Raw genomic sequence first — 24,925 nt, 5'->3', positions numbered from 1 at the left:
CGGGAGCAGGTCAGGACGTGAGGCCCACGCCGTGCGCGAGCCGGAGCACCGCGTGCCGGAAGAACGGCTCGCGGTCCTCCACGACGCGGTGGAACTGCCCGAACACCTCGAACCCGACCAGGCCGTACAGCTGCGCCCAGGCGGCGACGAGCACGGCCACCGCCCCGGGCGGCAGGTCGGGCGCCAGGTCGGCCGTCATCCGCGCCGCCTCCTGTCGCAGCCCGTCGGGCAGCGGCGGCTCGGTCAGCCCGCCCTGCTCGCGGGCGTCGCGGACGACACCGATCAGGAGGAGACCGACACGGGCCGCGGGCGGAACGGTCGTCTGGGGCGCGGTGTAACCGGGTACCGGCGAACCGTAGATGAGGGCGTACTCGTGCGGGTGGGCCAGCGCCCAGCCGCGCACCGCCTCGCACACGGCGGTCCAGCGCTCCAGGGGCCCGGCGCCGGCCACCAGCGTGTGCGCGCTCTCCGCTGCGTCACCGAGGGAGTCGTAGGCGTCGATGATGAGCGCGGTCAGCAGGTCGTCGCGGCTGGGGAAGTAGCGGTAGAGCGCGGACGAGACCATGCCGAGCTCGCGGGCGACGGCCCGCAGCGACAGCTTTGCGGCACCCTCCGCCGCGAGCTGCCGGCGCGCCTCGTCCTTGATCGCGGCGGTGATCTCGGCCCTGGCCCGTGCGCGGGCGCCGTCTGCGGTGCTCATGCGGGCAGTGTCCCACGATTTCAGAGCGGTGCACACAAACGAGAGCGCCGCTCTTGCTTTGGAGCATTCGATCCGTACACACTGGTGACCGAGCGAGAGCACTGCTCTCTCAAACCGTGGGGGTCACCATGTCGCCGTCGTCCTCGTCGCCTTCCTCTTCGTCTTCTTCGCCGTCGCCTGCTGCGTCGTCGCCTTCCGCCGCGTCGCCGTACTACTTCAAGTCCGGCCCGCTGGCCGCCCGCCTGAACGGCGTCGTCGGCTGGCTGGCCCGGCACGGGCTCAGCCTGGCCGGCAGCGCGGAGCTGTCGGTGCCCGGGCGGGTCAGCGGAAAGCCGCAGCGCGTCCCGGTCAACCCGCACACCCACGGGGGCGCGCGCTACCTGGTCTCGGCGCGCGGCCACTCGCAGTGGGTGCGCAACATGCGCGCCGCGGGCGGTGGTGAACTGCGTGTGGGGCGCACGGTCCACACGTTCACCGCGGTGGAGCTTCCCGACGACGAGAAGCTCCCCGTCCTGCGCACCTATCTGCGGAAGTGGGGCTGGCAGGTCGACCAGTACTTCCAGGGGGTGACGGCCGCCTCCACCGACGAGGAGCTCCTCGCGGCCGCCCCCGACCACCCGGTCTTCCGCATCACGGTCACGAACTGACCGGGTCCTCCGCGGTGGCCGCGGCGGGCCGCCGGTCCAGCGCGCTCAGGGCGCGCTGGGCCATCGGGTGGCTGCGGAACAGTTCGCCCAGCGACGTCGAGCCCCGCGTGATGTCCCTGAACGCGTTCCAGGCGGGGCGGAAACCGGTCAGCACCGCGTGGAACAGACCGGGGCGGCGCTCGAACACCGCCAGCATCCGCTTGCCGACGGCCATTTCGACGCCGAGCCCCGCCTTGATCGCGAAGGCGTAGTTCAGGGCCTGGCGGCGGGCGTCCACGGCGTCGTGCGCCTCGGCGACGCGGACCGCCCACTCCCCGGCGAGCCGCCCGGAGCGCAGGGCGAACGAGATGCCCTCGCGCGTCCACGGCTCCAGCAGCCCCGCGGCGTCGCCGCACACCAGCACCCGGCCGCGCGACAGCGGCGAGTCGTCGGCCCGGCAGCGGGTCAGGTGCCCCGAGGAGATGCTGGGTTCGAACCCGGCGAGACCCAGCCGGGCGATGAAGTCCTCCAGGTAGCGCTTGGTCGCGGCGCCCTCGCCCCGCGCCGAGATGACGCCGACCGTCAGGGTGTCCCCCTTGGGGAAGACCCAGCCGTAACTCCCGGGCAGGGGCCCCCAGTCGATGAGAACCCGGCCCTTCCAGTCCTCGGCGACGGTGTCGGGGACCGGGATCTCCGCCTCCAGGCCGAGGTCGACCTGGCCGAGCTTGACGCCGACGTGCGCCCCTATGCGGCCGGCACTGCCGTCGGCGCCCACGACCGCCCGGGCGAGCACCGTCTCGCCGCCCTGCAGGACCACGGCGACCGTCCGCCGGTCCGGCACCGTCGAGCCGTGCTGCTCGACCCGTGAGACGGTCACGCCGGTGCGCAGTTCGGCGCCCGCGTTCTGCGCGTGCTCGACGAGCTGCTGGTCGAACTCGGGCCGGTTGACCAGCCCGAAGAGCATCTGCCGGGAGCGGCGGGTGCGGGTGAAGCGGCCGTTGTGGGAGAAGGTGACCGCGTGCACGCGGTCCCGCAGCGGCAGTTCGTAACCGGGCGGCAGCGCGTCGCGCGAGGGGCCGATGATGCCGCCGCCGCACGTCTTGTACCGGGGCAGCTCCGCCTTCTCCAGCAACAGCACGCGCCGCCCCGCGACCGCCGCCGCGTAGGCGGCCGAGGCCCCCGCGGGCCCCGCGCCCACCACGACGACGTCCCACACCTGCCGCACGTCGTCCGCTGAAGAGTTCTCGCTGCTCACGATGGTTCGCTGCCTCCGATCAAGCCGCCTGACGCTGCTGTCCCACGCATCCTACGACCGAGGTCGCCACGGGTCGCTGTGGGAGGATCGGCTGTGTGGACCCCCCACCCGGGGACCGCGCCCACGCTGAGACGATCTTCCGGGCACGCGAGTGCCCGGAGCACCGCTCAGGTACTCATCCGTACAACGTCGCACCTGACCAAGGAGCGTTGCCCATGTCGTCGAATCCGGTCGCCGAGACCGTCGCCTCGCTGATGCCCAGGGCGAAGGACGAACTCGCCGAACTGGTGGCCTTCAAGTCGGTGGCCGACTTCGACCAGTTCCCGCGCGGCGAGAGCGAGGGCGCCGCACGCTGGGTCGCGGACGCGCTGCGCGCCGAGGGGTTCGAGGACGTGGCCCTGCTCGACACCCCGGACGGCACCCAGTCGGTCTACGGCTACCTGCCCGGCCCGCAGGGCGCGAAGACCGTCCTGCTGTACGCCCACTACGACGTGCAGCCGCCGCTGGACGAGGCCGGCTGGACGACCCCGCCGTTCGAGCTGACCGAGCGGGACGGGCGCTGGTACGGGCGCGGCGCCGCCGACTGCAAGGGCGGTGTGATCATGCACCTGCTCGCGCTGCGGGCGCTGAGCGCCAACGGCGGGGTGCCGGTGCACGTCAAGGTGATCGCCGAGGGTTCGGAGGAGCAGGGCACCGGCGGCCTGGAGCGGTACGCCGAGGAGCACCCCGAGCTGCTGGAGGCGGACGCGATCGTCATCGGCGACGCCGGCAACTTCCGGGCCGGTCTGCCGACGGTCACCACCACCCTGCGCGGCATGACCCTGGTGCGTGTCCAGGTCGACTCCCTCGAAGGCAACCTGCACTCCGGCCAGTTCGGCGGCGCGGCCCCCGACGCGCTCGCCGCGCTGATCCGCGTCCTGGACTCGCTGCGCGCCGAGGACGGCTCGACCACCGTCGACGGACTCGACGGCACGGCCTCGTGGCAGGGCCTGAACTACGACGAGGAGCAGTTCCGCAAGGACGCCAAGGTGCTGGACGGCGTCGAGCTGATCGGCTCCGGCACGGTCGCCGACCGCATCTGGGCCCGCCCGGCGGTCACGGTCCTCGGCATCGACTGCCCCCCGGTCGTCGGCGCCACCCCGTCGGTGCAGGCGAGCGCCCGCGCGCTGATCAGCCTGCGCGTGCCGCCGGGCGCCGACGCCGCCGAGGCCACCAAGCTCCTCCAGGCGCACCTGGAGGCCCGTACACCGTGGGGCGTCCGGGTGCGCACCGAGCAGATCGGCCAGGGCCAGCCCTTCCGCGCGGACACCACCAGCCCGGCCTACCAGGCGATGGCCGACGCTATGGCGCTGGCCTATCCGGGGCAGCAGATGCAGTACGCGGGCCAGGGCGGGTCGATTCCGCTGTGCAACACCCTCGCCGCCCTCTACCCGAGCGCGGAGATCCTGCTCATCGGTCTGAGTGAGCCGGAGGCGCAGATCCACGCCGTCAACGAGAGCGTCTCGCCGCAGGAGCTGGAGCGGCTGTCGGTGACGGAGGCGCTGTTCCTGCGCAACTACGCGGCCGGCTGAACCGTTTCCTCTCGGGCAGGGCCCCGCCCGTGACGGGGGCCCTCCGCACGGCCGCCCGCGGCCGTCGACGTCCCGTTCGCCCCGCACCGGCCGCCCGCGTGCCGGTGGCCGGTGCGGGACGAACGGGACGGCCGGCCACCGTGCCACGCGGGCCTTGCGCAGGGCCGGACTCCGGCCGGCGGTGTCCGCGAGGTTCCCCGTCTGCCAGGAGGGCCCCGTCCGTCGCGGGAGCCGCCGGCAGGGGCGGGTCCGGCGGGCCCTACGAGACGGGCGCCCCGTCCGGATCGGATCCGCGGGCCGGGTCCGGCGCGGTGGTGCCGGTGGCCCTGGCCCGCCGCACGGCCGCGACGCCGGCGAGCACCACGCCGACGGCCAGCACGGCCAGCCAGCGCAACCACACCTCGGCCTCGAGCTGCGTGGCGAGCGCGACGCAGGAGGCCGCCCCGAGCACGGGGAGGGCGGTCGGCGTCCGGAAGTGGTCTCCCTGCCCGGGGTCGCGGCGCAGGACGAGCACGGCGGCGTTGACCACGAGGAAGACCACGAGCAGCAACAGCACCAGGGTGGACGCCAGAGCGGCGACGCTGCCGGTGAGCGCCAGGAGCAGGGCCGGCGCGGTGGTCGCCGCGATCGCGGCCCAGGGCGTGCGGCGGCCCGGCAGCACCTTGGTCAGCGCCGAGGGCAGCAGCCCGTCACGGGCCATCCCGAAGGCGAGCCGGGAGGACATGATCCCGGTGAGCAGCGCGCCGTTCCCGACGGCGACGAGCGCGACGGCGCTGAACAGCCAGGGCGGCACGCCCCCCGCGGCCTTCACGACCTCCAGCAGCGGCCCGCTCGACGCAGCGAGCCGTCCGGTCGGCACGGCCGCGGACGCCGCGATCCCCACCAGCACGTACACGGCCCCCGCGGTCGCCAGCGCGCCGAACAGGGCACGCGGATAGGAGCGGCGCGGGTTCCGGGTCTCCTCGGCGACGTTCACCGAGGTCTCGAAGCCGACGAACGAGTAGTAGGCGAGTACCGAGCCGCTCAGGACGGCGGCGGCCGCGCCCTTCTCGGGAGTGCCCAGCCGGGTGAGCCGTCCGAGGTCGCCGTCGCCGCGCAGCAGCAGCCACGCCCCGAGCGCGACGATCAGGACCAGTCCGCCCACCTCGATGACGGTGGCGACGACGTTGGCGCGGGTCGACTCCTTGACGCCCCGCGCGTTTACCAGGGCGAGCAGGACGAGGAAGACGACGGCGACGAGTCCGACGGGCAGCGTGACGAACGCCGAAAGGTAGTCGCCGCCGAACCCGCGGGCCAGTGCGGCGACGGAGACGATGCCCGCCGCGAGCATGCAGAATCCCACGACGAACCCGGCGAACGGCCCGAACGCCCGCGTGGCGTAGTGGGAGGCCCCGCCCGCCTTCGGGTACTTCGTCGCCAGTTCGGCGTACGAGGCCGCCGTCAGCAGCGCGAGCACCAGCGCGACGAGCAGGGGCACCCACACCGCTCCCCCGGCGTCCGCGGCGATCTGGCCCACCAGCACGTACACCCCGGCTCCCAGCACGTCCCCCAGGATGAAGAAGTACAGGAGCGGGGTGGTGAGGGCCCGCGCGAGGGCCGGGCCGGCCGCTGCCGCGGGCGGTTGTTCCTTGACTGGCGACATGTCGCCTCGTCTCCCCCGCACGGCCGAAAGCACGCCCGGGGGACGATGTGTTCTTCCTCGGGCCGGTCCCCGGGCGCCCACGGCCGTGCCCGTGGGCGCCCGGCATCGGCAGGCGCCCGGCGGCCGGCGGGCCGCTGGACCGCTCGTCCCCGCTTACGCGTCCGTGCCCGCGCACGGCGCTGTCTCAGCCGACCGGTATCCCCCGTTCCAAGTACAGCGCCGCCCCGCGCTCACGGGCGCGCAGCGCCCAGCGCAGGCGTTCGTAGCGGACCGGCGGCAACAGGTCGGCCGCCTCCCGTTCGGTGACGAAGCGGCAGTCGCGCAGTTCGGGTCCGGGCAGCAGCAGACCGCCCGCCGCCTCCGAGTCGAGCCGGCCGCCGTCGAAGAGCAGACGCAGGCCGCCGTAACCGGGCGGCGCGGGCGCCTCCCAGTCGACGACCAGCAGGCTCGGCACCTCCCCCAGCTGTATCCCGGTCTCCTCGGCGACCTCGCGCATCCCCGCGCGGGCCGGGGCCTCACCGGGCTCGACGACGCCGCCCGGGAACTCCCAGCCGGCCTTGTAGGTGGGGTCGACGAGGAGCACCCGGTCCTGCTCGTCGAAGAGGAGCACCCCGGAGGCCAGTGTCTCGGCGGTGGGCTCCGGGGTCTGCACGATGTCGCAGGCGGGCACGGTGCCCTCGCCGATCGCCCCGGCGATGCGGACGGCCGTCTCGTACGGGGTCAGCGCACTGGTGTCGACGAGGTGTGCGTCCGCGGTGAGCCAGGCGGCCAGGGCGGCGCGGTAGGGCTCGATGTGGTCGTAGGACCACTGGCGTATCCGCATCTCGGCGTCGGGCAGCCCGGGCGGGACCTCACGGCCGACGATCCGCTCCCGCAGGATCGTTTCGGCCGGTGCCAGGAGGATGTGCCGGACGGCGATGCGGCGGGCGGCGAGACCGCCGAAGATCTCGTCACGGTACTCCTGCCGCAGCAGGGTCATGGGGACCACGAGGGTGCCGCCCAGTTCGGCGAGCATCGCGGCGGCTGTGTCGATGACGAGCCGCCGCCAGATCGGCAGGTCCTGGAAGTCGCCGGCCTCGGCGAGGTGCTTGGGCGGCAGCAGGCGCGCGAGCGCTCCGCCGACGATCTCGGGGTCGAAGAGCGCGCTGTTCGGGATCAGCTCGATCAGTTCCCGTGCGGTGGTCGTCTTTCCCGCACCGAACGCACCGTTGATCCAGACGATCACGAGTCCCCCTCTTCTGTTGGCCCCCAGTGGCTTGCCCGCTCCACCCTGCCACGGAAACCAGCCCCAGTTGAGGACGCACTCACGACGGTGCCGGTGCCCCTGGGAGGGCACCGGCACGTGGTGCGGGCGACCGGCCGGGCGCCGGGTTCGGGGGCCGGGCCGTCGCGCGTGCGGCCGCCGGCCGTGCGTGCGGACGGCGCCGGGCCGTCAGTCGAGCTGGTCCAGGGGGCTGTCCTTCAGCGCGGGGCTGTCGTGGCTGACGGTGTGGTCGACGGTGCCGAACGCGTCCTCGACGTTCACCGCGCCGAGGGCGTCGTGCCCGGCGGCGTGGGACGGGGTGACCGCGGCCACCACGAATCCGGTGGCGAGGGAGGCGATGGCCAGCATGCTGCGCTTCTTCATGACCGTCTCAACCGTCGCGACGGGCCTCAGGTCACGCTCGGGCGGGCGGGACCGTCCTCGGGCCGCCTGCCCGGTACGTCCTGCGGACCGGGCGCCAACGAACCCGGTGCGGCCGGGGCCGTGGCACAGGGGGTCACGCGCGTGTGCCGCCGCGGCGTGCCAGCAGGGCGACGGCGCCGAGCAGGGCGAGCACGATGCCGGTGAACCACGTCATCGCGGCGGCGAGAGAGGTGTACCGCGTGGCGAGGCCGAGGCCCACGGGCAGCACCGCCAGGCCGAGGTAGGACACCAGGAACAGCCCCGCGAGGGCCTCTCCGCGCCGCGCCGGTGCGGCCATGGCGGCGACGGACGCGACGGCGGACTTGAACAGCACCCCCGCCCCCGCACCGGCGGCGATGCCGCCCAGCAGGAACACCCACAGGACGGCGGTGTGCACGCCGACCGCGAGGACGGCCACGCCCACGGCCTGGGCGAGCAGTCCGGTGACGAGGCGGGCCCGCGTGCCCAGCCGGCCGGACAGCGTCTGCGCCGCCGCGGCGGACCCGAACACGGCGAACACGATCAGTCCGGACAGCGCACGGGAGGGGTGGTGCAGGCTTCCGCCGACGAACCCGGGGACCAGGGAGGTGAACAGTCCGAACACCGCGAGGGAGGCGAAGCCGGCGGCGGAGGCGGCGATGTACCCGGCCCGGTCGCCGTGGTCCGCGCTCACCCGCTGCGGCCGGTACGCCGGCCGCACGTCCGGCTTGGTGACCGTCTCCGGGGTCAGCGCCACCCCGACGATGCCGAGCAGCAGCAGGACGCCGAAGACGGCGTACGGCAGCCGCAGCGGAGCGCCCAGGTACTCGGCGACGGCGCCCGCGACCAGTGGCCCGAGGCCGAGACCGCCGATGTTGGCCGCCGTCGACACGATGTCGAAGCGCTGCGGGGAGGCGCCGGGCCGGTGCGCGGCGTGCAGTTCGTGCAGGTACGCGGTGGCGGTCGCGGTCAGCATCCCGACGCCGAGACCGGTGACCAGGCGTGCGGCCAACAGCACCGGCAGCGCGGGCGAGGCCAGGAACAGGGCGGCGGCGACGAGTTCGAGGACGAGCGCCGCCACGAGGACGTTCCGGCGGCCGAGCCAGTCGGAGACATGCCCGGCAAGCAGGAGGCTGGCCAGGACACCGACGGCGTAGACCGCGAAGACGAGGGTGACGGTGAACGTCGAGAACCCGTCGTGCGCCTGGTACAGGGGGTACAGCGGAGTCGGCACGGTGGAGAAGGCCATGGCCGTGACGAACACCGCCGCCACCGTCCAGAACCCGGTCCCGTACCGGTGGGCGGCCCGGCGGCGGTCACCCTGCGCGGCCTCGGCGGGCGCGTGGCGCGTGGTCGGGGGCATCGGCATGTGAGCACTTCCGTTCCGGTACGAGAGAGCGGCCTCGGCTGCTGTGTCATCGCCTCACCCCGTCAACCGGGTACCGCCCGGACTGCTTCCCCATACCGATGCGAACGACCGGCGATGACGGCGGGCGCCCTCGCACCCGCCCAGCCCGTGACCGGTCGGCGGCCGGGCACCGAAGCCGGTCCACCGGCCGCCGTCGGACCCCGGCTGCCCCAGCCCCCGGCCCCGACAGGCCACGGGCGCCCGGCCGCCGTCACACCCCCGCCGCCGCGCCCGTGCGTCCCGTCAGTGCGGCCGCGGCCGCCCCCACGAGCCCCGCGTCCGTGCCCATCCGGGCCGGCACCACCGTCAGTCGCCGCACGAAGGACAGGGTCGCGTACCCCCGCAGGGCCCTGCGCAGCGGTACGAAGAGCACGTCCCCCGCTTTGCCCACTCCCCCGCCGATGACGGCGACGTCGATCTCGACCAGGGTCGCGGTGGCGGCGATCCCGGCGGCGAGCGCCTGCGCGGCGCGCTCGAAGGACGCCACCGCGACCGGATCGCCGGCGCGTGCCGCCTCGGCCACCGCGGCGGCCGAGGTGTCGCCGTCGGGGCCCGGGCGCCAGCCGTTCCCGATCGCCCGGCGGGCGATGTTGGGGCCGCTCGCGATGCGCTCCACACAGCCCCGCGCACCGCAGGGGCACGGGTCGCCGTCGAGATCGACACTGATGTGGCCGATATGACCGGCGTTGCCCGTCGGACCGGGGTGCAGCCGCCCGTTCAGGACCAGGCCGCCTCCGACGCCCGTGGAGACCACCATGCACAGCGCGTTGTCATGGCCCCGGGCGGCGCCCTGCCAGTGTTCGGCCGCCGTGATCGCCACGCCGTCGCCGACCAGCTCGACGGGCAGGCCACCGGCCGCGACGCGGGCCCGCTCGACCAGCGGATAGCCGCGCCAGCCCGGGACGTTCACCGGGCTCACCGTGCCCGCGGAGGCGTCCACCGGGCCGGCGCTGCCGATGCCGAGTGCCTTGACACGCCCCCACAACGGCGACGCGGTCAGCTCGGCCAGCACCTCCTCGACGGCCCGCATCACGGTGTCGCCGTCCTCCTGCGCGGGTGTCGCGCGCTGTGCGCGCGCCAGGATGCCGCCGCGGCCGTCCACCAGCGCTCCGGCGATCTTGGTACCACCGATGTCCAGCGCCGCCACCAGATGGGTGTGCATCAGAGTCAGTTCTCCCCGTCAAAACCTTGAGAAAGCACGAAGAAGGCGCAGGCCGGTCTCGCGGTGGGGGGCGCAGGCCGGAGTGTGCGGTGGACAGTCTCTCGCGGCCATGACAACGTTGTCCAGGCTCTATGCTCGACGCCACATCTCCATACCACCTCATGGATGCCGCATCCGCGTGGACGACAGACAGGACAGCACATCGTGCCCGAGACCGCCCGCCGAGGAGACCGCCTCTCCGGAAGCCGCTACGGCAACCGACCGACCATGAAGGACGTGGCGGCACGTGCCGGTGTCGGCCTGAAGACCGTCTCCCGCGTGGTCAACGGCGAGCCGGGGGTCACCCCCGACACCGAGCGGCGTGTCCAGGAGGCCATCGAGGCCCTCGGCTTCCGGCGCAACGACAGCGCGCGGGTGCTGCGCAAGGGCCGCACGGCGAGCATCGGCCTGGTCCTGGAGGACCTCGCCGACCCGTTCTACGGTCCGCTCAGCCGCGCGGTCGAGGAGGTGGCCCGGGCGCACGGCGCGCTGCTCATCAACGGCTCCAGTGCGGAGGACCCCGAGCGCGAGCAGGAGCTGGCGCTGGCGCTGTGCGCGCGGCGCGTGGACGGGCTGGTCGTCATCCCGGCCGGTGACGACCACCGGTACCTCGAACCGGAGATCAGGGCGGGCGTGGCCACGGTGTTCGTCGACCGCCCGGCCGGGAAGCTGGAGGCCGACGTGGTGCTGTCGGACAACTTCGGTGGCGCCCGGGACGGCGTCGCGCACCTGATCTCCCACGGCCATCGCCGGATCGGCTTCATCGGGGACATGCCGCGCATCCACACGGCCGCCGAGCGCCTGCGCGGCTACCGGGCCGCCATGGAGGACGCGGGGATACCTGTCGAGGACGCCTGGATGTCGCTCGGGGTCACCGATCCGGAGCGGGTGCGCCGGGCCGCCGAGGAGATGCTGTCCGGGCCCCGCCCCGTCACCGCGATCTTCACGGGCAACAACCGCGTGACGGTGACCGTCGTCCGCGTCCTCGCCGAGGGGAACCGCCGGGTCGCCCTCGTCGGCTTCGACGACATCGAGCTCGCCGACCTGCTGCAGCCGGGCGTCACCGTCGTCGCACAGGACGCCGCGGCGCTCGGCCGGACCGCGGCGGAGCGGCTGTTCGGTCAGCTCGACGGCTCCCTGACGGGCCCGGAGCGGATCGAGCTGCCGACGCGGCTGATCACCCGCGGCTCCGGCGAACTCCCGCCGGCGCACTGAGCGGACCGGACGGCGGGCTCTCAGCGCGCGGACACCGTGAGGTGCGCTCCGCCCGGTGCGGCGAGGCCTTCCAGGTCCGTACGGGTCAGGCCGGCCGGACGGGCCACCTCGTCGGCGTCGAGGGCACCGCAGTCCAGGCCGCGCAGCAGATGGCCGGCCAGGGCCCTGGCGGTGGCGGGCTCGTCCATGACGTCGCCGCCGGCCCGGTCGACGTAGCGGGCCAGGCGCGTGGCCGCCTGCTCGAAGCCCTCGCGGTAGAAGGCGAACACGGCCGCGTACCGGGTCGGGAGGTGGCCCGGGTGCATGTCCCACCCCTGGTAGTAGGCGCGGGCCAGGGCGCGGCGGACGAGGCCGTGGTGCAGCCGCCAGGCGGCGTGGACCTGTTCGGTCGGACCGACCGGCAGGACGTTGGTGGAGCCGTCCGAGACGCGTACGCCCGTACCCGCGGCCGCCACCTGCATGACCGCCTTGGCGTGGTCGGCGGCCGGGTGGTCGACGGCCTGGTGGGCGGCGGAGACGCCGAGGCAGGCGCTGTAGTCGAAGGTGCCGTAGTGCAGTCCCGTCACGCGGCCCTCCGCGGCCTGGATCATCCGGGCGACGGTCGCGGTGCCGTCGGCGGCGAGGACGGCCTGGCTGGTCTCGATCTGGATCTCGAAGCCGAGGCGCCCACCGGGGAGCCCGTGCGCCCTCTCGAAGGCCTCCAGGAGCCGGACCATCGCGGTGACCTGTTCGGCGTACGTCACCTTCGGCAGGGTCAGTGCCAGTCCCCCGGGCAGTCCGCCGGCCTCCATCAGGCCGGAGAGGAAGACGTCGAGGGTGCGGATGCCCCGGTCCCGGACCGGCGCCTCCAGGCACTTCATCCGGATGCCCGTCCAGGGCGGGGCGGTGCCGGCGGCGTGCGCCTCGGCGATCAGCCGGGCGGCGCGTGCGGCCGCCTGGTCCTCCTCGGTGCCGGGGCGCGGGCCGTAGCCGTCCTCGAAGTCCACCCGGAGGTCCTCGACGGGTTCGCGCGCCAGCTTGGCGCGGACGCGGTCGTACACCGGGCCGGCGAGTTCCTCGCCCAGTCCGAGGACGTCGGCGAAGGCGGCGGCGTCCGGCGCGTGCTCGTCCAGGGCGGCGAGGGCCTGGTCCCCCCAGGAGCGCGGAGTGCCGGCGTCGAAGGCGTCGCCGGGGACGTAGACGGTGTGCACGGGCCGGCGGGTGCCGGGGTCGCCGGGGTAGCGGCGCTCCAGGTCGGCGTCGACCGGTGCGAGGGAGGCGCTGATCTCCTCGGTGACGGCGCCGGCGAGGCTCGTCGTCACCTTCTCCTGGGTCTGGCCCATTCCGGCACCCTCCGTGTCCCGCGACGACTGTTCAACAGTCTGTTGAACGACAGTAGTGCCGGGTTTTCACGCCGGTCAACACCCCCCGACGCACCGAGGCCCCCGTGACCGGGCGGTCACGGGGGCCTCGTACAGCGCGGGAGGTCAGCCCTTGCGGGCCTTGACCTCCTCGGTCAGCTGCGGGACGACGTCGAAGAGGTCGCCGACCACGCCGTAGTCGACCAGCTCGAAGATCGGGGCCTCGGCGTCCTTGTTGACGGCCACGATCGTCTTGGAGGTCTGCATACCGGCACGGTGCTGGATCGCGCCGGAGATGCCGTTGGCGATGTACAGCTGCGGCGAGACGGACTTGCCGGTCTGGCCGACCTGGTTGGTGTGCGGGTACCAGCCCGCGTCCACCGCGGCGCGCGAGGCACCGACGGCCGCACCGAGCGAGTCGGCGAGCGCCTCGATGATCGCGAAGTTCTCCGCGCCGTTGACGCCACGGCCACCGGAGACCACGATCGCGGCCTCGGTCAGCTCCGGGCGGCCCGTCGACTCACGCGGCGTACGGGCGGTGACCTTCGTGCCGGTCGCCTGCTCGGAGAACGTCACCGACAGGGCCTCGACCGCGCCGGCGGCCGGGGCGGCCTCGACGGCGGCCGAGTTCGGCTTGACCGTGATGACGGGCGTGCCCTGGGAGACGCGGGACTTGGTGGTGTAGGAGGCGGCGAACACCGACTGGGTGGCCACCGGGCCCTCGTCGCCGGCCTCGATGTCCACGGCGTCGGTGATGATACCGGAGCCGATGCGCAGCGCCAGGCGGGCGGCGATCTCCTTGCCCTCGGCGGAGGACGGCACCAGCACGGCGGCCGGGGACACCTGCTCGTGGGCGGCCTGCAGGGCGTCCACCTTCGGCACGACCAGGTAGTCGGCGTACTCGGGGGCGTCGTGGGTGAGCACCTTCACCGCACCGTGCTCGGCGAGCGCCGACGCGGTGCTCTCGGCACCGGCGCCGAGGGCGACGGCGACCGGCTCACCGATGCGGCGGGCCAGGGTCAGCAGCTCCAGGGTGGGCTTGCGGACGGCGCCGTCCACGTGGTCGACGTAGACGAGAACTTCAGCCATGGGAACGAAATCTCCTTGCGGATTGCGAAGTCTGAGGGGCGGTCAGGCTGTGAGCCTTAGATGAACTTCTGGCTCGCGAGGAACTCAGCGAGCTGCTTGCCGCCCTCGCCCTCGTCCTTGACGATCGTGCCGGCGGTGCGGGCCGGACGCTCGGTCGCGGAGTCGACCTTCGTCCAGGCGTTCTCCAGGCCGACCTCGTCGGCCTCGATGTCCAGGTCGGACAGGTCCCAGGACTCCACCGGCTTCTTCTTGGCCGCCATGATCCCCTTGAAGGAGGGGTAGCGCGCCTCGCCCGACTGGTCCGTGACCGAGACGACGGCCGGAAGCTGGGCCTCCAGCTGCTCGGAGGCGGCGTCGCCGTCGCGGCGGCCCTTGACGGTGCCGTTCTCGACGGAGACCTCGGACAGCAGGGTGACCTGCGGGACGCCCAGGCGCTCGGCGAGCAGCGCCGGCACGACGCCCATGGTGCCGTCGGTGGAGGCCATGCCGGAGATCACCAGGTCGTAGCCGGCCTTCTCGACGGCCTTGGCCAGCACCAGCGAGGTGCCGATGGCGTCAGTGCCGTGCAGGTCGTCGTCCTCGACGTGGATGGCCTTGTCGGCGCCCATGGACAGAGCCTTGCGCAGCGCGTCCTTGGCGTCCTCGGGACCCACGGTCAGCACGGTGACCTCGGCGTCGTCCGCGTTCTCCGCGATCTGCAGGGCCTGCTCGACCGCGTACTCGTCCAGCTCGGAGAGCAGACCGTCGACGTCGTCGCGGTCGACGGTCAGGTCATCGGCGAAGTGCCGGTCGCCGGTGGCGTCGGGCACGTACTTCACAGTGACAACGATCCTCAAGCTCACGCCGGCTCTCCTACTGCATCGTCATTTCAGTGCTGGCCTTCTTGCAAGGCAGCATAGGCGCCTCAAGCGGCCGATCCCGGTCGGGGCGACCCCGCGCTCCGGTCGAAACATTACTCGCCAGTACACCCAGTTCGTGCCCGCTAAGCAAGCGCTTTGAACTGTGACCTTCGCAACGCAGCGTAACCGGAACCCGATGACTCCGCAGGCGGGGCGGCGCCGCCACGGGGTGCGGTGGCCGGCTCAGTCGCGCAGGGCGGTGAAGCGGCCCTGGTGGTACAGCAGGGGCCGCCCGGCACCCTCGGGATCACCGAGGACGACCTCCGCCAGGACGATGCGGTGGTCCCCGGCGGGGACCCGCGCGACGACCCGGCAGACCAGCCAGGCCAGGACGTCGTCGAGCACGGGAACGCCCTCGGGACCGTCGTGCCAGGCCGTGGGCGCGCCGAAGCGGTCGGCGCCCCTGCGGGCGAAGGTGGCCGCGAGTTCCCGCTGGTGGTCGCCGAGTATGTGGACCCCGACGTGGCCGGCCTGCGAGATCGCCGGCCAGCTCGAGCTGCCGGTGCCGACGCCGAAGGAGATCAGCGGGGGCTCGGCGGACACCGAGCTGAGGGAGGTGGCGGTGAAGCCGACCGGGCCGGAGCCGCCGCGTGCGGTGATCACCGCGACCCCCGCGGCGTGCCGCCGGAAGACGGAGCGCAGGAGATCGGGGGACGCGAGGCGGGGGGTGCCGAGGCCGGGCGTGGCCGTCATGGAGTTGTCCTTCTGCTGGTGCGGACGAGCGGCGATCGGTCGGGGGTGCTCAACGGTCCGGACCGCGTGCCGCCGCGGCGCGGGCCGGGCCGCCCGTGCGACGGCGTGCCCGCCCGGGGAGAAGGAGTTCCGAACACATACGGGCAGGCTGACGACAGGTGGCCGGGGCAGTCAAGTTGCCCCGGGGATGTGGGACATGCCTCACCGTCATGAGCCGCGGGCCTCACACCGCCTCCCCCAGGGCCGCGATGACGTCGGCCCTGCGCGGCAGGCCGGAGGCACGGCGCACCACACGGCCCCTCGCGTCGAGGACCAGGACGGTGGGGGTCTTGACGATGCCGAGCGCGCGCACCAGCTCCAGACGGGCCTCGGCGTCGATCTCGACGTGTGCGACTCCGGGCACCATCGCGGCCACCTCGTCCAGGACCCTGCGGGTCGCCCTGCAGGGAGCGCAGAAGGCGCTGGAGAACTGCACCAGCGTGGCCCGTTCACCGAGGTCGGCACCCAGCTCGGCCGGGCCGAGCCGCCCGGCCCCCTCGACGTCGTCCGCCCCGCGCACCCGCGCTCCTTCCGCTCCGCCGCCATGGCGGCCCTCACCCGGTGCCCGCGTCGCGCGAGCCCCGTCCCGTGGTCACCGGCCCGGTCGTACCGGTCCTGCCGTGCTTCAGCGCACGGGTACCCGCGCGCATTCCCGCCGGCACGGGCGCTCACCCGCCCCGGCGGCCCTGACCCGATTGCCCGCGCACGCGTGTGACGTGACGAGAATCTCGCCGCCGGGGGGCACGCGGGCTGGCTACCCGGCCGTTCTTGGGGCACGATCTGCGGGAACCGTAAACCTACGGCTCCGTAACTTCCGCCGGGAGCCCCTCCCCTGGCAGAGAGAAGGGTCCACCCCGTCCATGGCAGAGCTTGTCTACCGTCCCGTCATCGGTCTCGCCCGCACGATGTTCAAGGTGTGGGACCTCAAGATCGACTGCAGGGGTTCGGAGAACATCCCGCGCTCGGGCGGCGCCGTGCTGGTGAGCAATCACATCAGCTACCTGGACTTCATCTTCGACGGCCTGGCGGCGCTCCCGCAGAAGCGGCTGGTGCGCTTCATGGCGAAGGAGTCCGTCTTCCGGCACCGGATCTCCGGCCCGCTCATGCGCGGTATGAGACACATCCCGGTGGACCGCGCGCAGGGCGAGACCGCCTACGAGCACGCCCTGGACTCGCTCAGATCCGGCGAGGTCGTCGGGGTCTTCCCGGAAGCCACGATCTCCGAGTCCTTCACCCTCAAGAGCTTCAAGTCGGGCGCCGCCCGTCTGGCGCAGGAGGCGGGCGTCCCGCTCGTGCCCATGGCCCTGTGGGGCACCCAGCGCCTGTGGACCAAGGGGCACCCCCGCAACTTCAGGCGCAGCCACCTGCCGATCACCATCCGGGTGGGCGAGGCGCTCGAAGCCCCTCGTGACCAGTACGCGGGCGCGATCACCCGGCGTCTGCGCGAGCGTGTCCAGGAACTCCTGGAGGCCGCCCAGCGGGCCTACCCGGGACGCCCCAGGGGTCCCGAGGACACCTGGTGGCTGCCCACCCACCTCGGCGGCACGGCCCCGACCGCGGAACAGCTGCGCACAGCGTGACCGCGCCGTCCGGGCGGCCGGACGGGTCACTCGGCCCGGTGGAGGCGCGACGTGACCCGGACGGTGACAGCACCGGTGGCCGCGTGCCTCAGGTGGCCGCCGGCCGGACCGTGACCTGCGCGCCCGGGCTGAACTTCTCCAGCAGCTCGGCGAGTTCGGCGGCAGCCGCCTCCGCCTCGGCGACCGGGAACGGCGGCAGGGTCTCCAGCAGGAAGATGCCCGAGGTCGTCCGGTCGGTGAGCCGCGTGCGCGGTCCCTGGCGCCAGTTCCAGCGGCGGCACGTCACACCGGAGTCGTCCCGCCAGACGACCTCGCCGGCCTCGGGGTGCTCGACGCTCTCCACGCCCCCGGCGACGGTGCGGAAGTCCTCGTCCCCGGTGGCGCGCACCAGGCGCATGCCGCCGTCCACGCGGTCGAGGTCCTCCCCGCCGACGGGGACCAGGTGGGCGACGCTGATCGCGTTGTAGACGTCGACGAGCACGTTGACGCGGGGCAGGCCGGCGTCCGACAGGGCCCGCCTGGCCAGCGCCTCGGCCGAGTTGCGGGTGCGCGACGGCTTGGCGCCGAACGTCGTGTACACCTCGCGCCAGGCCGCCATGTGAGGGTCCTCCTGCGGCGCGCGCCCGGCCAGGCGAGCGGCGAGGCGGCGGGCCGCGTCGTCGAGCAGGGCCGAACTGGCCTCGGTGCTGGGCCCGTTGACCAGTTCGCGCGCCTCGACGACGACGTGCGTGAAGCCCGGCGCCAGTGCGCGCACCTCGTCGGACACGGTGAGCGGGATCGTCATCTGCCTCGCCTCGGAGTGCGGTGGGGAGCGTCTGCCACGACTGCCACCGGCCGGACGCGCCGGTCGGGGCGCTCGGTACGACCGGGCCGGGTCCAGCGTACAGGACCGGACAGTACACCTCGCTGGACTCCGGGCCAGGGACGGCGGAAGCGGCCATCCGGGTGTCGAGGGCCTTGGGGTGACCGCATGCCGATGCCTGGGGCGCCGGCGCCCGGCCGGGTCCGTTTCCCGGGACAGCGCCCCTGGGGCCTGTCCGAAAGACAATTCGCGTCGTCGCCCGCAGGGCGGCCGCGCGGCGTCCGGTGCGTGCTCTCGGCGTGCCCGGCCGGACGCCGTACTGGAGGCACTTGGGCTTCCGGCCGGTGCGGCGAAGGGGGTCCCTCCGTCCGAGCCGTGCGAAGCCGGTTCGAGGATGGGGAGCGTGCCGGGCGTCGCGACGGGGCGAACGTCGCCTGTCGCGGCACTAGCGGGCCATCTCCTCCTTCAGCGCCCCCACGAACGTGTCCACGTCGTCCTCCGTCGTGTCGAAGGAGCACATCCAGCGCACCACGCCCGCGGCCTCGTCCCAGAAGTAGAAACGGAACCGGTCCTGCAGACGCTCGCCGACGTCGTGCGGGAGCCTGGCGAAGACACCGTTGGCCTGCACCGGGTACAGGATGTCGACGCCGTGCACGGCGCGGACGCCCTCCGCCAGGCGCTGGGCCATCTCGTTGGAGTGGCGGGCGTTGCGCAGCCACAGGTCCTTGGCGAACAGGGCCTCCAGCTGCACCGACACGAAGCGCATCTTGGAGGCGAGCTGCATGGACAGCTTCCGCAGGTGCTTCATGCGGCGGACGGCGTCCTGGTTGATCACCACGACCGCCTCGCCGAACAGCGCGCCGTTCTTCGTGCCGCCCAGCGAGAGGATGTCGACGCCGACGGCGTTGGTGAACGTGCGCATCGGGACGTCGAGGGAGGCGGCCGCGTTGGCGATGCGGGAGCCGTCCAGGTGCACCTTCATGCCGTGGGCGTGCGCGTGCTCGCAGATCGCCCGGATCTCGTCGGGCGTGTAGAGGGTGCCCAGCTCGGTGCTCTGGGTGAGCGACACGGCCTGCGGCATCGCGCGGTGCTCGTCCTCCCAGCCGTACGCCTGCCGGTCGATCAGCTCGGGCGTGAGCTTGCCGTCCGGCGTCGGCACGGTGAGCAGCTTCAGACCGCCCACGCGCTCCGGGGCGCCGCCCTCGTCGACGTTGATGTGCGCGCTCTCGGCGCAGATCACCGCACCCCAGCGGTCGGTGACCGCCTGCAGCGCGACGACGTTGGCGCCGGTTCCGTTGAAGACGGGGAACGCCTCGGCCGTCGGCCCGAAGTGGCTGCGGATGATCTGCTGGAGGTTCTCGGTGTAGACGTCCTCGCCGTACGCGACCTGGTGCCCGCCGTTGGCCACGGCCAGGGCCGCGAGCACCTCCGGGTGCACCCCGGCGTAGTTGTCGCTGGCGAAACCGCGGACCTCCGGGTCGTGACGGCGACGCGCGTCGGTCTTGGGAGGGTTCACGGCTTCTCGGTGAGCCACAGACGGTTTCCGTTCACTTCCGCGGCGGGCCGGTCCCAGACGCCCGCGACGGCCTCGGCCAGGTCCGTCACGTCCGTGAAGCCCGCGAACTTCGCGTTGGGACGCTCGGCGCGCATCGCGTCGTGCACCAACGCCTTCACCACCAGGATGGCAGCCGCGGACGTCGGCCCGCTCTCGCCCCCCTCCTTGCGGAAGGCGTCGGCCATGGCCAGTGTCCACGCCTCGGCGGCGGCCTTCGCGGCGCTGTAGGCCGCGTTGCCCGCCGTCGGCCTGCTGGCACCGGCGGCGCTGACGAGGACGTAACGGCCGCGGTCGCTGCGCCGCAGGGCGTCGTAGAACGCGAGGGAGGTGTGCTGGACCGTGCGGACGAGCAGCTTCTCCAGCAGGTCCCAGTCGCCGGTGTCCGTCTCGGCGAAGCCCTTGCTGCCGCGCCAGCCGCCCACGAGGTGGACCAGGCCGTCGACACGGCCGAAGTCCTTCTCGATGCGGTTGGCCCAGTCCCGGGCCGAGGCGAGGTCGAGCAGGTCGACCTTCTCCCCGGTGACGCCCGCGCCGCCGCCGGCGTAGCGCGCCGCGTCCACGGCCTCCGCCAGCCGCTCCGGGTCGTTGTCCGAGCCGACGACGGTCGCCCCCGCCTCGGCGAGCCGCCGCAGGGTCGCCCGGCCGGCGGGCCCGCCCGCTCCGGCCACCGCGATGACCGCGCCGCTCAGTACGCCGTTGCCGTTCCCCATCATCGTCTCCTGAGCACTGTTCGCGGTTTCTCGGGTGAGCCTGCCGGGAGCCTCGTGCGGCTCGCCCGCGTGGCCGCTCACGCGGCCACCCGCTCGGCGTCGCCCGCCGTGATGCCCTTGGTGGAGGCGATCACGTTCTTCAGCTTCTTGGACAGCGCCTCGTAGAACATGCTCAGCGGAAACTCGTCCGGAAGCACGTCGTCGACGAGCTTGCGCGGCGGCTGGGTCAGGTCGAGCGCGTCGGGGCCCTTGGCCCACTTGGAGCCCGGGTGCGGCGCGAGGTAGCCGGACACCAGTTCGTAGCCGGCGAACCAGTGCACCAGCTTCGGACGGTCGATGCCGTCGCGGTACAGCTTCTCGATCTCGGCGCACAGCCGGTTGGTGACCTGCGGAGCGCGCTCCCAGTCGATGGACAGCCTGTTGTCGGTCCAGCGGACCACGTCGTGCCTGTGCAGGTAGGCGAAGAGCAGCTGGCCGCCGAGGCCGTCGTAGTTGCGCACGCGCTCGCCGGTGACCGGGAAGCGGAACATGCGGTCGAACAGCACGGCGTACTGCACGTCCCTGGCCTGCGGAACGCCGTCGGCCTCCAGCTTCACCGCCTCCCTGAAGGCGGTCAGATCGCAGCGCAGCTCCTCGAGGCCGTACATCCAGAACGGCTGGCGCTGCTTGATCATGAAGGGGTCGAAGGGCAGGTCGCCGTGGCTGTGGGTGCGGTCGTGCACCATGTCCCACAGGACGAATGCCTCTTCGCAGCGCTTCTGGTCGTGGACCATCGCGGTGATGTCCTCGGGCAGGCTCAGGCCCAGGATGTCCACGGCGGCGGCGGTGACCCGGCGGAAGCGGGCGGCCTCGCGGTCACAGAAGATGCCGCCCCAGGAGAATCGTTCCGGCGCCTCGCGCACGGCGATCGTCTCGGGGAAGAGGACGGCGGAGTTGGTGTCGTAGCCGGCCGTGAAGTCCTCGAACTTGATGCCACAGAACAGCGGGTTGTCGTAGCGGGTGCGCTCCAGCTCGGCGAGCCAGTCCGGCCACACCATCCGCAGCACGACCGCCTCGAGGTTGCGGTCCGGGTTGCCGTTCTGGGTGTACATCGGGAAGACGACGAGGTGCTGCAGGCCGTCCTCGCGGCCGGCGGCGGGCTGGAAGGCCAGCAGCGAGTCGAGGAAGTCGGGCACCTGGAAGCCGCCGTCGGCCCAGCGGCGCAGGTCGCCGACGAGGGCCTCGTGGTAGGCGGCGTCGTGCGGCAGCAGCGGTGAGAGCTGCCGGACGGCCTCGATCACGCGGCCGACGGCGGCCTCGGCGTCCGAGGGGGCGGGGGCGGCCTCGGCCCCGAAGTCGATCGATCCGTCCTTGGACTGCCACGGCCGGATCCGCTCCACGGCATCCTTGAGCACGGGCCATGCCGGGTGCTCGACCACCCTGGCCACGGGAGGAACCTGTTCCTCCGAACCCACCCGCACAAGAATTTCCGTCATGTCCCACCCTCCACCGCAGAAACTGGCGTATGAAGACGGTATACATACGAGCTTTCTCCGAGCAAGGGGAACATCCGCAGATCGTTGCGCACAGTCTCGCTCTCACCGCGTATTTTGTTGCCTTCCGTCGAAGAGGGCGCGTTTCGCTGCTCACTTCAGGTGAATTTCCGTCCTCCGTCCAGGTGCGGTGCGGCCGACGGGCTGTCGGGCCGGGGCGGGCCCGCCGCGCACGACGACGCGCCGGGGGCTCGCCCACCTCCGGGTGAAGCCGCCGGGGCCCGGCCCCCGGCGGCCCCGGCCGTCACCCCACTGCCCCGTGTACGCACGGGTTCATCGGCGGCCGGGGACGTTAGGCTGCGGCAACTGGCCGTGTGGACGGCCCGCGTCCGTTCCGTCCCCACGCGCTCGCCCGCACGGCCCTGTTCGCGCGGGGCCACCGCCGCCGTCGACGGAAGCGAGTCGAGTCTTGAACTTCCTCACCATCGGTCACCGCGGAGTCATGGGTGTCGCACCCGAGAACACCCTGCGTTCCTTCGTCGCCGCCCAGCAGGCCGGCCTCGACGCCATCGAACTCGACCTGCACCTGAGCAAGGACGGCGCGCTCGTCGTGATGCACGACGCCGAGGTGGACCGCACGACCGACGGCAGCGGCCCGATCGCCGAGAAGACCCTCGCCGAGCTGCGCTCGCTGGACGCCGGCCGCGGAGAGCGGGTGCCCTTCTTCGAGGAGGTCCTCGACGCCGTGGAGGCACCGCTGCAGGCCGAGATCAAGGACGTCGCGGCGGCGCGGGCGCTGGCCGAGGTCATGCGCGCCCGCGACCTGGCCTCCCGTGTGGAGGTGTCCTCCTTCCACGACGAGGCGATCGCCGAGATCGCCCGCCTGGTGCCCGGGGTGCGCACCGCCCTGATCGCGAGCCGCTACGGCACGGACGTCGTGGAGCGCGCCACGGAGGTGGGGGCGGCGACGCTCTGCCTGAACATCCGCCGGCTGACCCTGGAGGTCGTCGAGCACGCGCGCCGGGCCGACCTGCGGATCATCGGCTGGGTGGTGAACACGCTGGATCACCTCCGGCTGGTGCGCGCGCTGGAGCTGGACGGGGCGACCACCGACTACCCGGAGATCAGGAGCACCGGCCGCTTCACCGCGTGAACCCGGTGCGAGACGTCAGCCGAGTTCCTTGACGAGCAGTTCGAACTGCAGGTCGTCGCGCCGGGGAATGCCGAAGCGCTCGTCGCCGTAGGGGAAGGGCGTCATCCGCCCCGTCCGGCGGTAACCGCGGCGCTCGTACCAGGCGATCAGGTCCTCGCGCACGGAGATCACGGTCATGCGCATCTCCCGCACACCCCAGGTCTCGCGGGCCCGGCGCTCCGCCTCCGCGAGGACCAGCCTGCCCAGGCCCCCGCCCTGCAGCGCCGGGCTGACGGCGAACATGCCGAAGTAGGCGTGGTCGCCGCGGTGCTCCAGCTGGCAGCAGGCGATCACGCGGCCGTCGCGCTCGACGGTCAGCAGCCGGCTGTCGGGCGACTTGATCACGTCGAGCACGCCCTCGGGGTCGGTGCGCTGCCCGTGCAGGATGTCCGCCTCGGTGGTCCACCCGGCCCGGCCGGCGTCCCCGCGGTACGCCGACTCGATCAGTGCCACCAGGGCGTCGACGTCGGCGTCGGTGGCGTCGCGGAAGGTCGTCCCGGAGGCGGAGGTGTCCATGGCGGCGGGCCTTTCGGTTCTCGTGCGCGGTTGAGCAGGGACGAGCGTAGCGCCGCGGCCGGGAAGGTTCGCCGTCGGGCTCGCGGCGTCCGGTGCCGGGGGCACCCGCACGCCGAGCGGGCTGTGGGAGAGCGTCGCAACGCTGTACTCGGGTGATGCGGCAACGCGGCGGTGAGGAACCTTCCCCGCGAGCGGAGCCGGGCGTGGCGCCGGGGCCGCCGCGCCGGGTGCCGCGAGCCGGTGAAGCCTTCCGGGCACGGCAGTAGGCTCCGCCGCATGGTGCATGTACTCAGCAGCCGGATCCTGCTGCGCCCCACGGACCCCGAGCGCTCCCGCGCCTTCTACGGCGACCAACTGGGCCTCGCCGTCTACCGCGAGTTCGGCACGGGCCCGGAGCGCGGCACGGTCTACTTCCTCGGTGGCGGCTTCCTGGAGGTGTCGGGTCGCTCCGAGACCGCCTCGCCGCCCGCCGCGCGGCTGTGGCTTCAGGTCGCGGACGCGGCCGCGGCCCACGACGAGCTGCGCGCCGCGGGCGTGGCGATCGTGCGTCCGCCGGTGCGGGAGCCGTGGGGCCTGATCGAGATGTGGATCGAGGACCCGGACGGCACACCGGTCGTGCTCGTGGAGGTGCCGGCGGACCACCCCCTGAGGTTCCGGGCCGGTATCTGAGCGGGAAGTGGGCCCGCACCACCCCTCCGGGCCGCCGCGGACTCCGCCGGGATGACGGGAGAGGTTCCGGCGCGGTTCCGGAACGGTGCGGGGCCGGGCGACAGGCAGCGGGAGGCCGGCTGTGGCGCCGGCGACCGGTGGCGCTCACGCCCGGTCGCGATGCGCTCCCGGATCCGCGCGCCGGCCGGGCGGTACACGCGCCGGGGCGGGTCGGGACAGGCGGGCGTCCGCGAGCGGTGCGGGGACCTGGCGGTACCCGGTCCGTACGGCTCCGGATGGCCGCAGTCGTTGACCGGGGCTAGCGTTCTGGTGAGAGCACTCTGCCCGGAGGATGCCATGAAGTTCGACAAGCCGGTGATCGGAGGGCCCTGCTGGGCGGAGCTGGGGACCAACGACCTCGAGGCCTCGAAGCGGTTCTACACGGACCTGTTCGGCTGGCGGCTGCGGGTCGATCCCCGGCCGGAGATGCGCGGCTACACCATCGCCTACGTGAACGACACGACGGTGGCCGCCATGCAGCCGCTGCGCCAGGTCTCCCAGCCGGTCGCCTGGAACGTGTCGTTCGCCGTCGAGGACGCGGACGAGGCGGCCAACAGCGTCGCGGAGGCGGGCGGCACGGTGATCACCGGCCCGCTGGACGTGCTCGACGAGGGCCGTAACGTGGTGGCGCTCGACCCGTGCGGCGCGGCGTTCCAGATGTGGCAGGCGCAGGCCTTCACCGGCGCCGGCAGGTTCAACGCGCCCGGGGCGCTCGGCTGGGTCGAACTCGCGACGCGCGACGTCGACAGAGCCCGCGACTTCTACACGCGGGCGTTCGGCTGGAACGTCAACTCGTCGCAGTGGTACACGCAGTGGACGGTGCAGGGTGAGGACTTCGGCGGCGTCACGACCATGGACGAACGTTTCCCCGCCGACATGCCGCCGCACTGGCTGCCGTACTTCGCGGTGTCGAACGTGAACACGTCGGCGGACAAGGCACTGCGCGAGGGCGGCAAGGCCCTGGTGGAGCCGACGGACGTGCGCGACGGCCCCCGCATCGCGGTGCTGCGGGACCCCCAGGGCGCCCCGTTCGGCATCTACGAGGTGACCTCGGAGCGCTGAGAGCC

Annotated in this window: 24 protein-coding genes; 7 read left to right on the top strand and 17 right to left on the bottom strand. The window is 73.2% G+C overall.

Annotated elements, in window-relative coordinates; genetic code table 11:
* Positions 1-10: 10 nt before the first annotated feature.
* The gene (locus ACWDNY_RS10850; protein ID WP_451645405.1) at positions 11-700 is read right to left on the bottom strand and encodes a TetR/AcrR family transcriptional regulator; all 690 of its coding nucleotides are present in this window, start codon (positions 698-700) and stop codon (positions 11-13) included.
* Between the two features lie 116 nt (positions 701-816).
* Between ACWDNY_RS10850 and ACWDNY_RS10845 the strand changes: the two genes are divergently transcribed.
* Entirely contained in the window at positions 817-1,347 is a 531-nt protein-coding gene (locus tag ACWDNY_RS10845; protein ID WP_451645404.1) for a nitroreductase family deazaflavin-dependent oxidoreductase, read from the top strand.
* Here ACWDNY_RS10845 and ACWDNY_RS10840 read toward each other — a convergent pair.
* Entirely contained in the window at positions 1,337-2,581 is a 1,245-nt protein-coding gene (locus ACWDNY_RS10840; RefSeq protein WP_451645403.1) for a geranylgeranyl reductase family protein, read from the bottom strand. The two genes, ACWDNY_RS10845 and ACWDNY_RS10840, sit on opposite strands and share 11 nt — an antisense overlap.
* 215 nt (positions 2,582-2,796) lie before the next feature.
* Between ACWDNY_RS10840 and ACWDNY_RS10835 the strand changes: the two genes are divergently transcribed.
* Entirely contained in the window at positions 2,797-4,152 is a 1,356-nt protein-coding gene (locus ACWDNY_RS10835) for a M20/M25/M40 family metallo-hydrolase (RefSeq protein WP_451645402.1), read from the top strand.
* Between the two features lie 259 nt (positions 4,153-4,411).
* On the opposite strand, the gene ACWDNY_RS10830 is transcribed toward ACWDNY_RS10835, so the two are convergent.
* The 5 genes from ACWDNY_RS10830 to ACWDNY_RS10810 form a co-directional block, all read right to left on the bottom strand.
* A complete protein-coding gene (locus tag ACWDNY_RS10830) occupies positions 4,412-5,794 on the bottom strand; it encodes an APC family permease (protein WP_451645401.1) in 1,383 nt (460 codons plus the stop codon).
* Between the two features lie 184 nt (positions 5,795-5,978).
* Entirely contained in the window at positions 5,979-7,019 is a 1,041-nt protein-coding gene (locus tag ACWDNY_RS10825) for an NUDIX hydrolase (RefSeq protein ID WP_451645400.1), read from the bottom strand.
* A 207-nt stretch (positions 7,020-7,226) separates the two neighbouring features.
* Positions 7,227-7,421, bottom strand: a complete 195-nt coding sequence (locus tag ACWDNY_RS10820; protein ID WP_451645399.1) for a hypothetical protein — start codon at positions 7,419-7,421, stop codon at positions 7,227-7,229.
* A 133-nt stretch (positions 7,422-7,554) separates the two neighbouring features.
* Positions 7,555-8,808, bottom strand: a complete 1,254-nt coding sequence (locus ACWDNY_RS10815) for an MFS transporter (RefSeq protein WP_451645398.1) — start codon at positions 8,806-8,808, stop codon at positions 7,555-7,557.
* Positions 8,809-9,058: 250 nt separating this feature from the next.
* Positions 9,059-10,009, bottom strand: a complete 951-nt coding sequence (locus ACWDNY_RS10810; protein WP_451645397.1) for an ROK family protein — start codon at positions 10,007-10,009, stop codon at positions 9,059-9,061.
* A 204-nt stretch (positions 10,010-10,213) separates the two neighbouring features.
* Here ACWDNY_RS10810 and ACWDNY_RS10805 point away from each other — a divergent pair, with 204 nt between their 5' ends.
* Positions 10,214-11,263 carry a LacI family DNA-binding transcriptional regulator gene (locus tag ACWDNY_RS10805; protein ID WP_451645396.1) on the top strand — a complete coding sequence of 350 codons (1,050 nt, stop codon included), beginning with the start codon at positions 10,214-10,216 and terminating at the stop codon, positions 11,261-11,263.
* 20 nt (positions 11,264-11,283) lie between these two features.
* Here the strand turns inward: ACWDNY_RS10805 and ACWDNY_RS10800 are convergent, their stop codons facing one another.
* From ACWDNY_RS10800 to ACWDNY_RS10780, 5 genes are all read right to left on the bottom strand, one after another.
* A complete protein-coding gene (locus ACWDNY_RS10800) occupies positions 11,284-12,585 on the bottom strand; it encodes a DUF6986 family protein (protein ID WP_451645395.1) in 1,302 nt (433 codons plus the stop codon).
* 144 nt (positions 12,586-12,729) lie between these two features.
* Positions 12,730-13,692, bottom strand: coding sequence for an electron transfer flavoprotein subunit alpha/FixB family protein (locus ACWDNY_RS10795; RefSeq protein WP_451645394.1), 963 nt, complete (start codon positions 13,690-13,692; stop codon positions 12,730-12,732).
* Positions 13,693-13,748: 56 nt separating this feature from the next.
* Complete coding sequence (locus tag ACWDNY_RS10790; protein WP_451645393.1) at positions 13,749-14,534, bottom strand: electron transfer flavoprotein subunit beta/FixA family protein; 786 nt, start codon at positions 14,532-14,534, stop codon at positions 13,749-13,751.
* Positions 14,535-14,774: 240 nt separating this feature from the next.
* Positions 14,775-15,284: a flavin reductase family protein gene (locus ACWDNY_RS10785; RefSeq protein ID WP_451645392.1), complete on the bottom strand. Its 510-nt coding sequence runs from the start codon at positions 15,282-15,284 to the stop codon at positions 14,775-14,777.
* Positions 15,285-15,507: 223 nt separating this feature from the next.
* Positions 15,508-15,843, bottom strand: coding sequence for a TlpA family protein disulfide reductase (locus ACWDNY_RS10780; protein WP_451645391.1), 336 nt, complete (start codon positions 15,841-15,843; stop codon positions 15,508-15,510).
* 340 nt (positions 15,844-16,183) lie between these two features.
* Here ACWDNY_RS10780 and ACWDNY_RS10775 point away from each other — a divergent pair, with 340 nt between their 5' ends.
* Complete coding sequence (locus ACWDNY_RS10775; protein WP_451645390.1) at positions 16,184-16,903, top strand: lysophospholipid acyltransferase family protein; 720 nt, start codon at positions 16,184-16,186, stop codon at positions 16,901-16,903.
* 88 nt (positions 16,904-16,991) lie between these two features.
* On the opposite strand, the gene ACWDNY_RS10770 is transcribed toward ACWDNY_RS10775, so the two are convergent.
* The 4 genes from ACWDNY_RS10770 to ACWDNY_RS10755 form a co-directional block, all read right to left on the bottom strand.
* On the bottom strand, positions 16,992-17,687 hold the full coding sequence (locus tag ACWDNY_RS10770; RefSeq protein WP_451645389.1) for a B3/B4 domain-containing protein: 696 nt from the start codon (positions 17,685-17,687) through the stop codon (positions 16,992-16,994).
* Between the two features lie 463 nt (positions 17,688-18,150).
* Positions 18,151-19,221 (bottom strand): threonine aldolase family protein, encoded by a 1,071-nt coding sequence (locus ACWDNY_RS10765; protein ID WP_451645388.1) that lies wholly within the window; start codon positions 19,219-19,221, stop codon positions 18,151-18,153.
* Positions 19,218-19,970 (bottom strand): SDR family NAD(P)-dependent oxidoreductase, encoded by a 753-nt coding sequence (locus ACWDNY_RS10760; RefSeq protein WP_451645436.1) that lies wholly within the window; start codon positions 19,968-19,970, stop codon positions 19,218-19,220. Before ACWDNY_RS10760 ends, ACWDNY_RS10765 begins: the two co-directional genes overlap by 4 nt.
* Positions 19,971-20,047: 77 nt before the next feature.
* Positions 20,048-21,445 carry a DUF6421 family protein gene (locus tag ACWDNY_RS10755; protein ID WP_451645387.1) on the bottom strand — a complete coding sequence of 466 codons (1,398 nt, stop codon included), beginning with the start codon at positions 21,443-21,445 and terminating at the stop codon, positions 20,048-20,050.
* Positions 21,446-21,911: 466 nt separating this feature from the next.
* Here ACWDNY_RS10755 and ACWDNY_RS10750 point away from each other — a divergent pair, with 466 nt between their 5' ends.
* Positions 21,912-22,595, top strand: coding sequence for a glycerophosphodiester phosphodiesterase (locus ACWDNY_RS10750; protein ID WP_451645386.1), 684 nt, complete (start codon positions 21,912-21,914; stop codon positions 22,593-22,595).
* 15 nt (positions 22,596-22,610) lie between these two features.
* Here the strand turns inward: ACWDNY_RS10750 and ACWDNY_RS10745 are convergent, their stop codons facing one another.
* On the bottom strand, positions 22,611-23,150 hold the full coding sequence (locus ACWDNY_RS10745; protein ID WP_451645385.1) for a GNAT family N-acetyltransferase: 540 nt from the start codon (positions 23,148-23,150) through the stop codon (positions 22,611-22,613).
* A 276-nt stretch (positions 23,151-23,426) separates the two neighbouring features.
* Here ACWDNY_RS10745 and ACWDNY_RS10740 point away from each other — a divergent pair, with 276 nt between their 5' ends.
* Both ACWDNY_RS10740 and ACWDNY_RS10735 read left to right on the top strand, forming a co-directional pair.
* On the top strand, positions 23,427-23,819 hold the full coding sequence (locus tag ACWDNY_RS10740; protein ID WP_451645384.1) for a VOC family protein: 393 nt from the start codon (positions 23,427-23,429) through the stop codon (positions 23,817-23,819).
* A gap of 336 nt (positions 23,820-24,155) precedes the next feature.
* Positions 24,156-24,920, top strand: coding sequence for a VOC family protein (locus ACWDNY_RS10735; RefSeq protein WP_451645383.1), 765 nt, complete (start codon positions 24,156-24,158; stop codon positions 24,918-24,920).
* Positions 24,921-24,925 lie beyond the last annotated feature (5 nt).

Source organism: Streptomyces sp. NPDC003697 (genome assembly GCF_053587115.1).
This window is presented reverse-complemented; position numbering and strand designations above follow the sequence as displayed.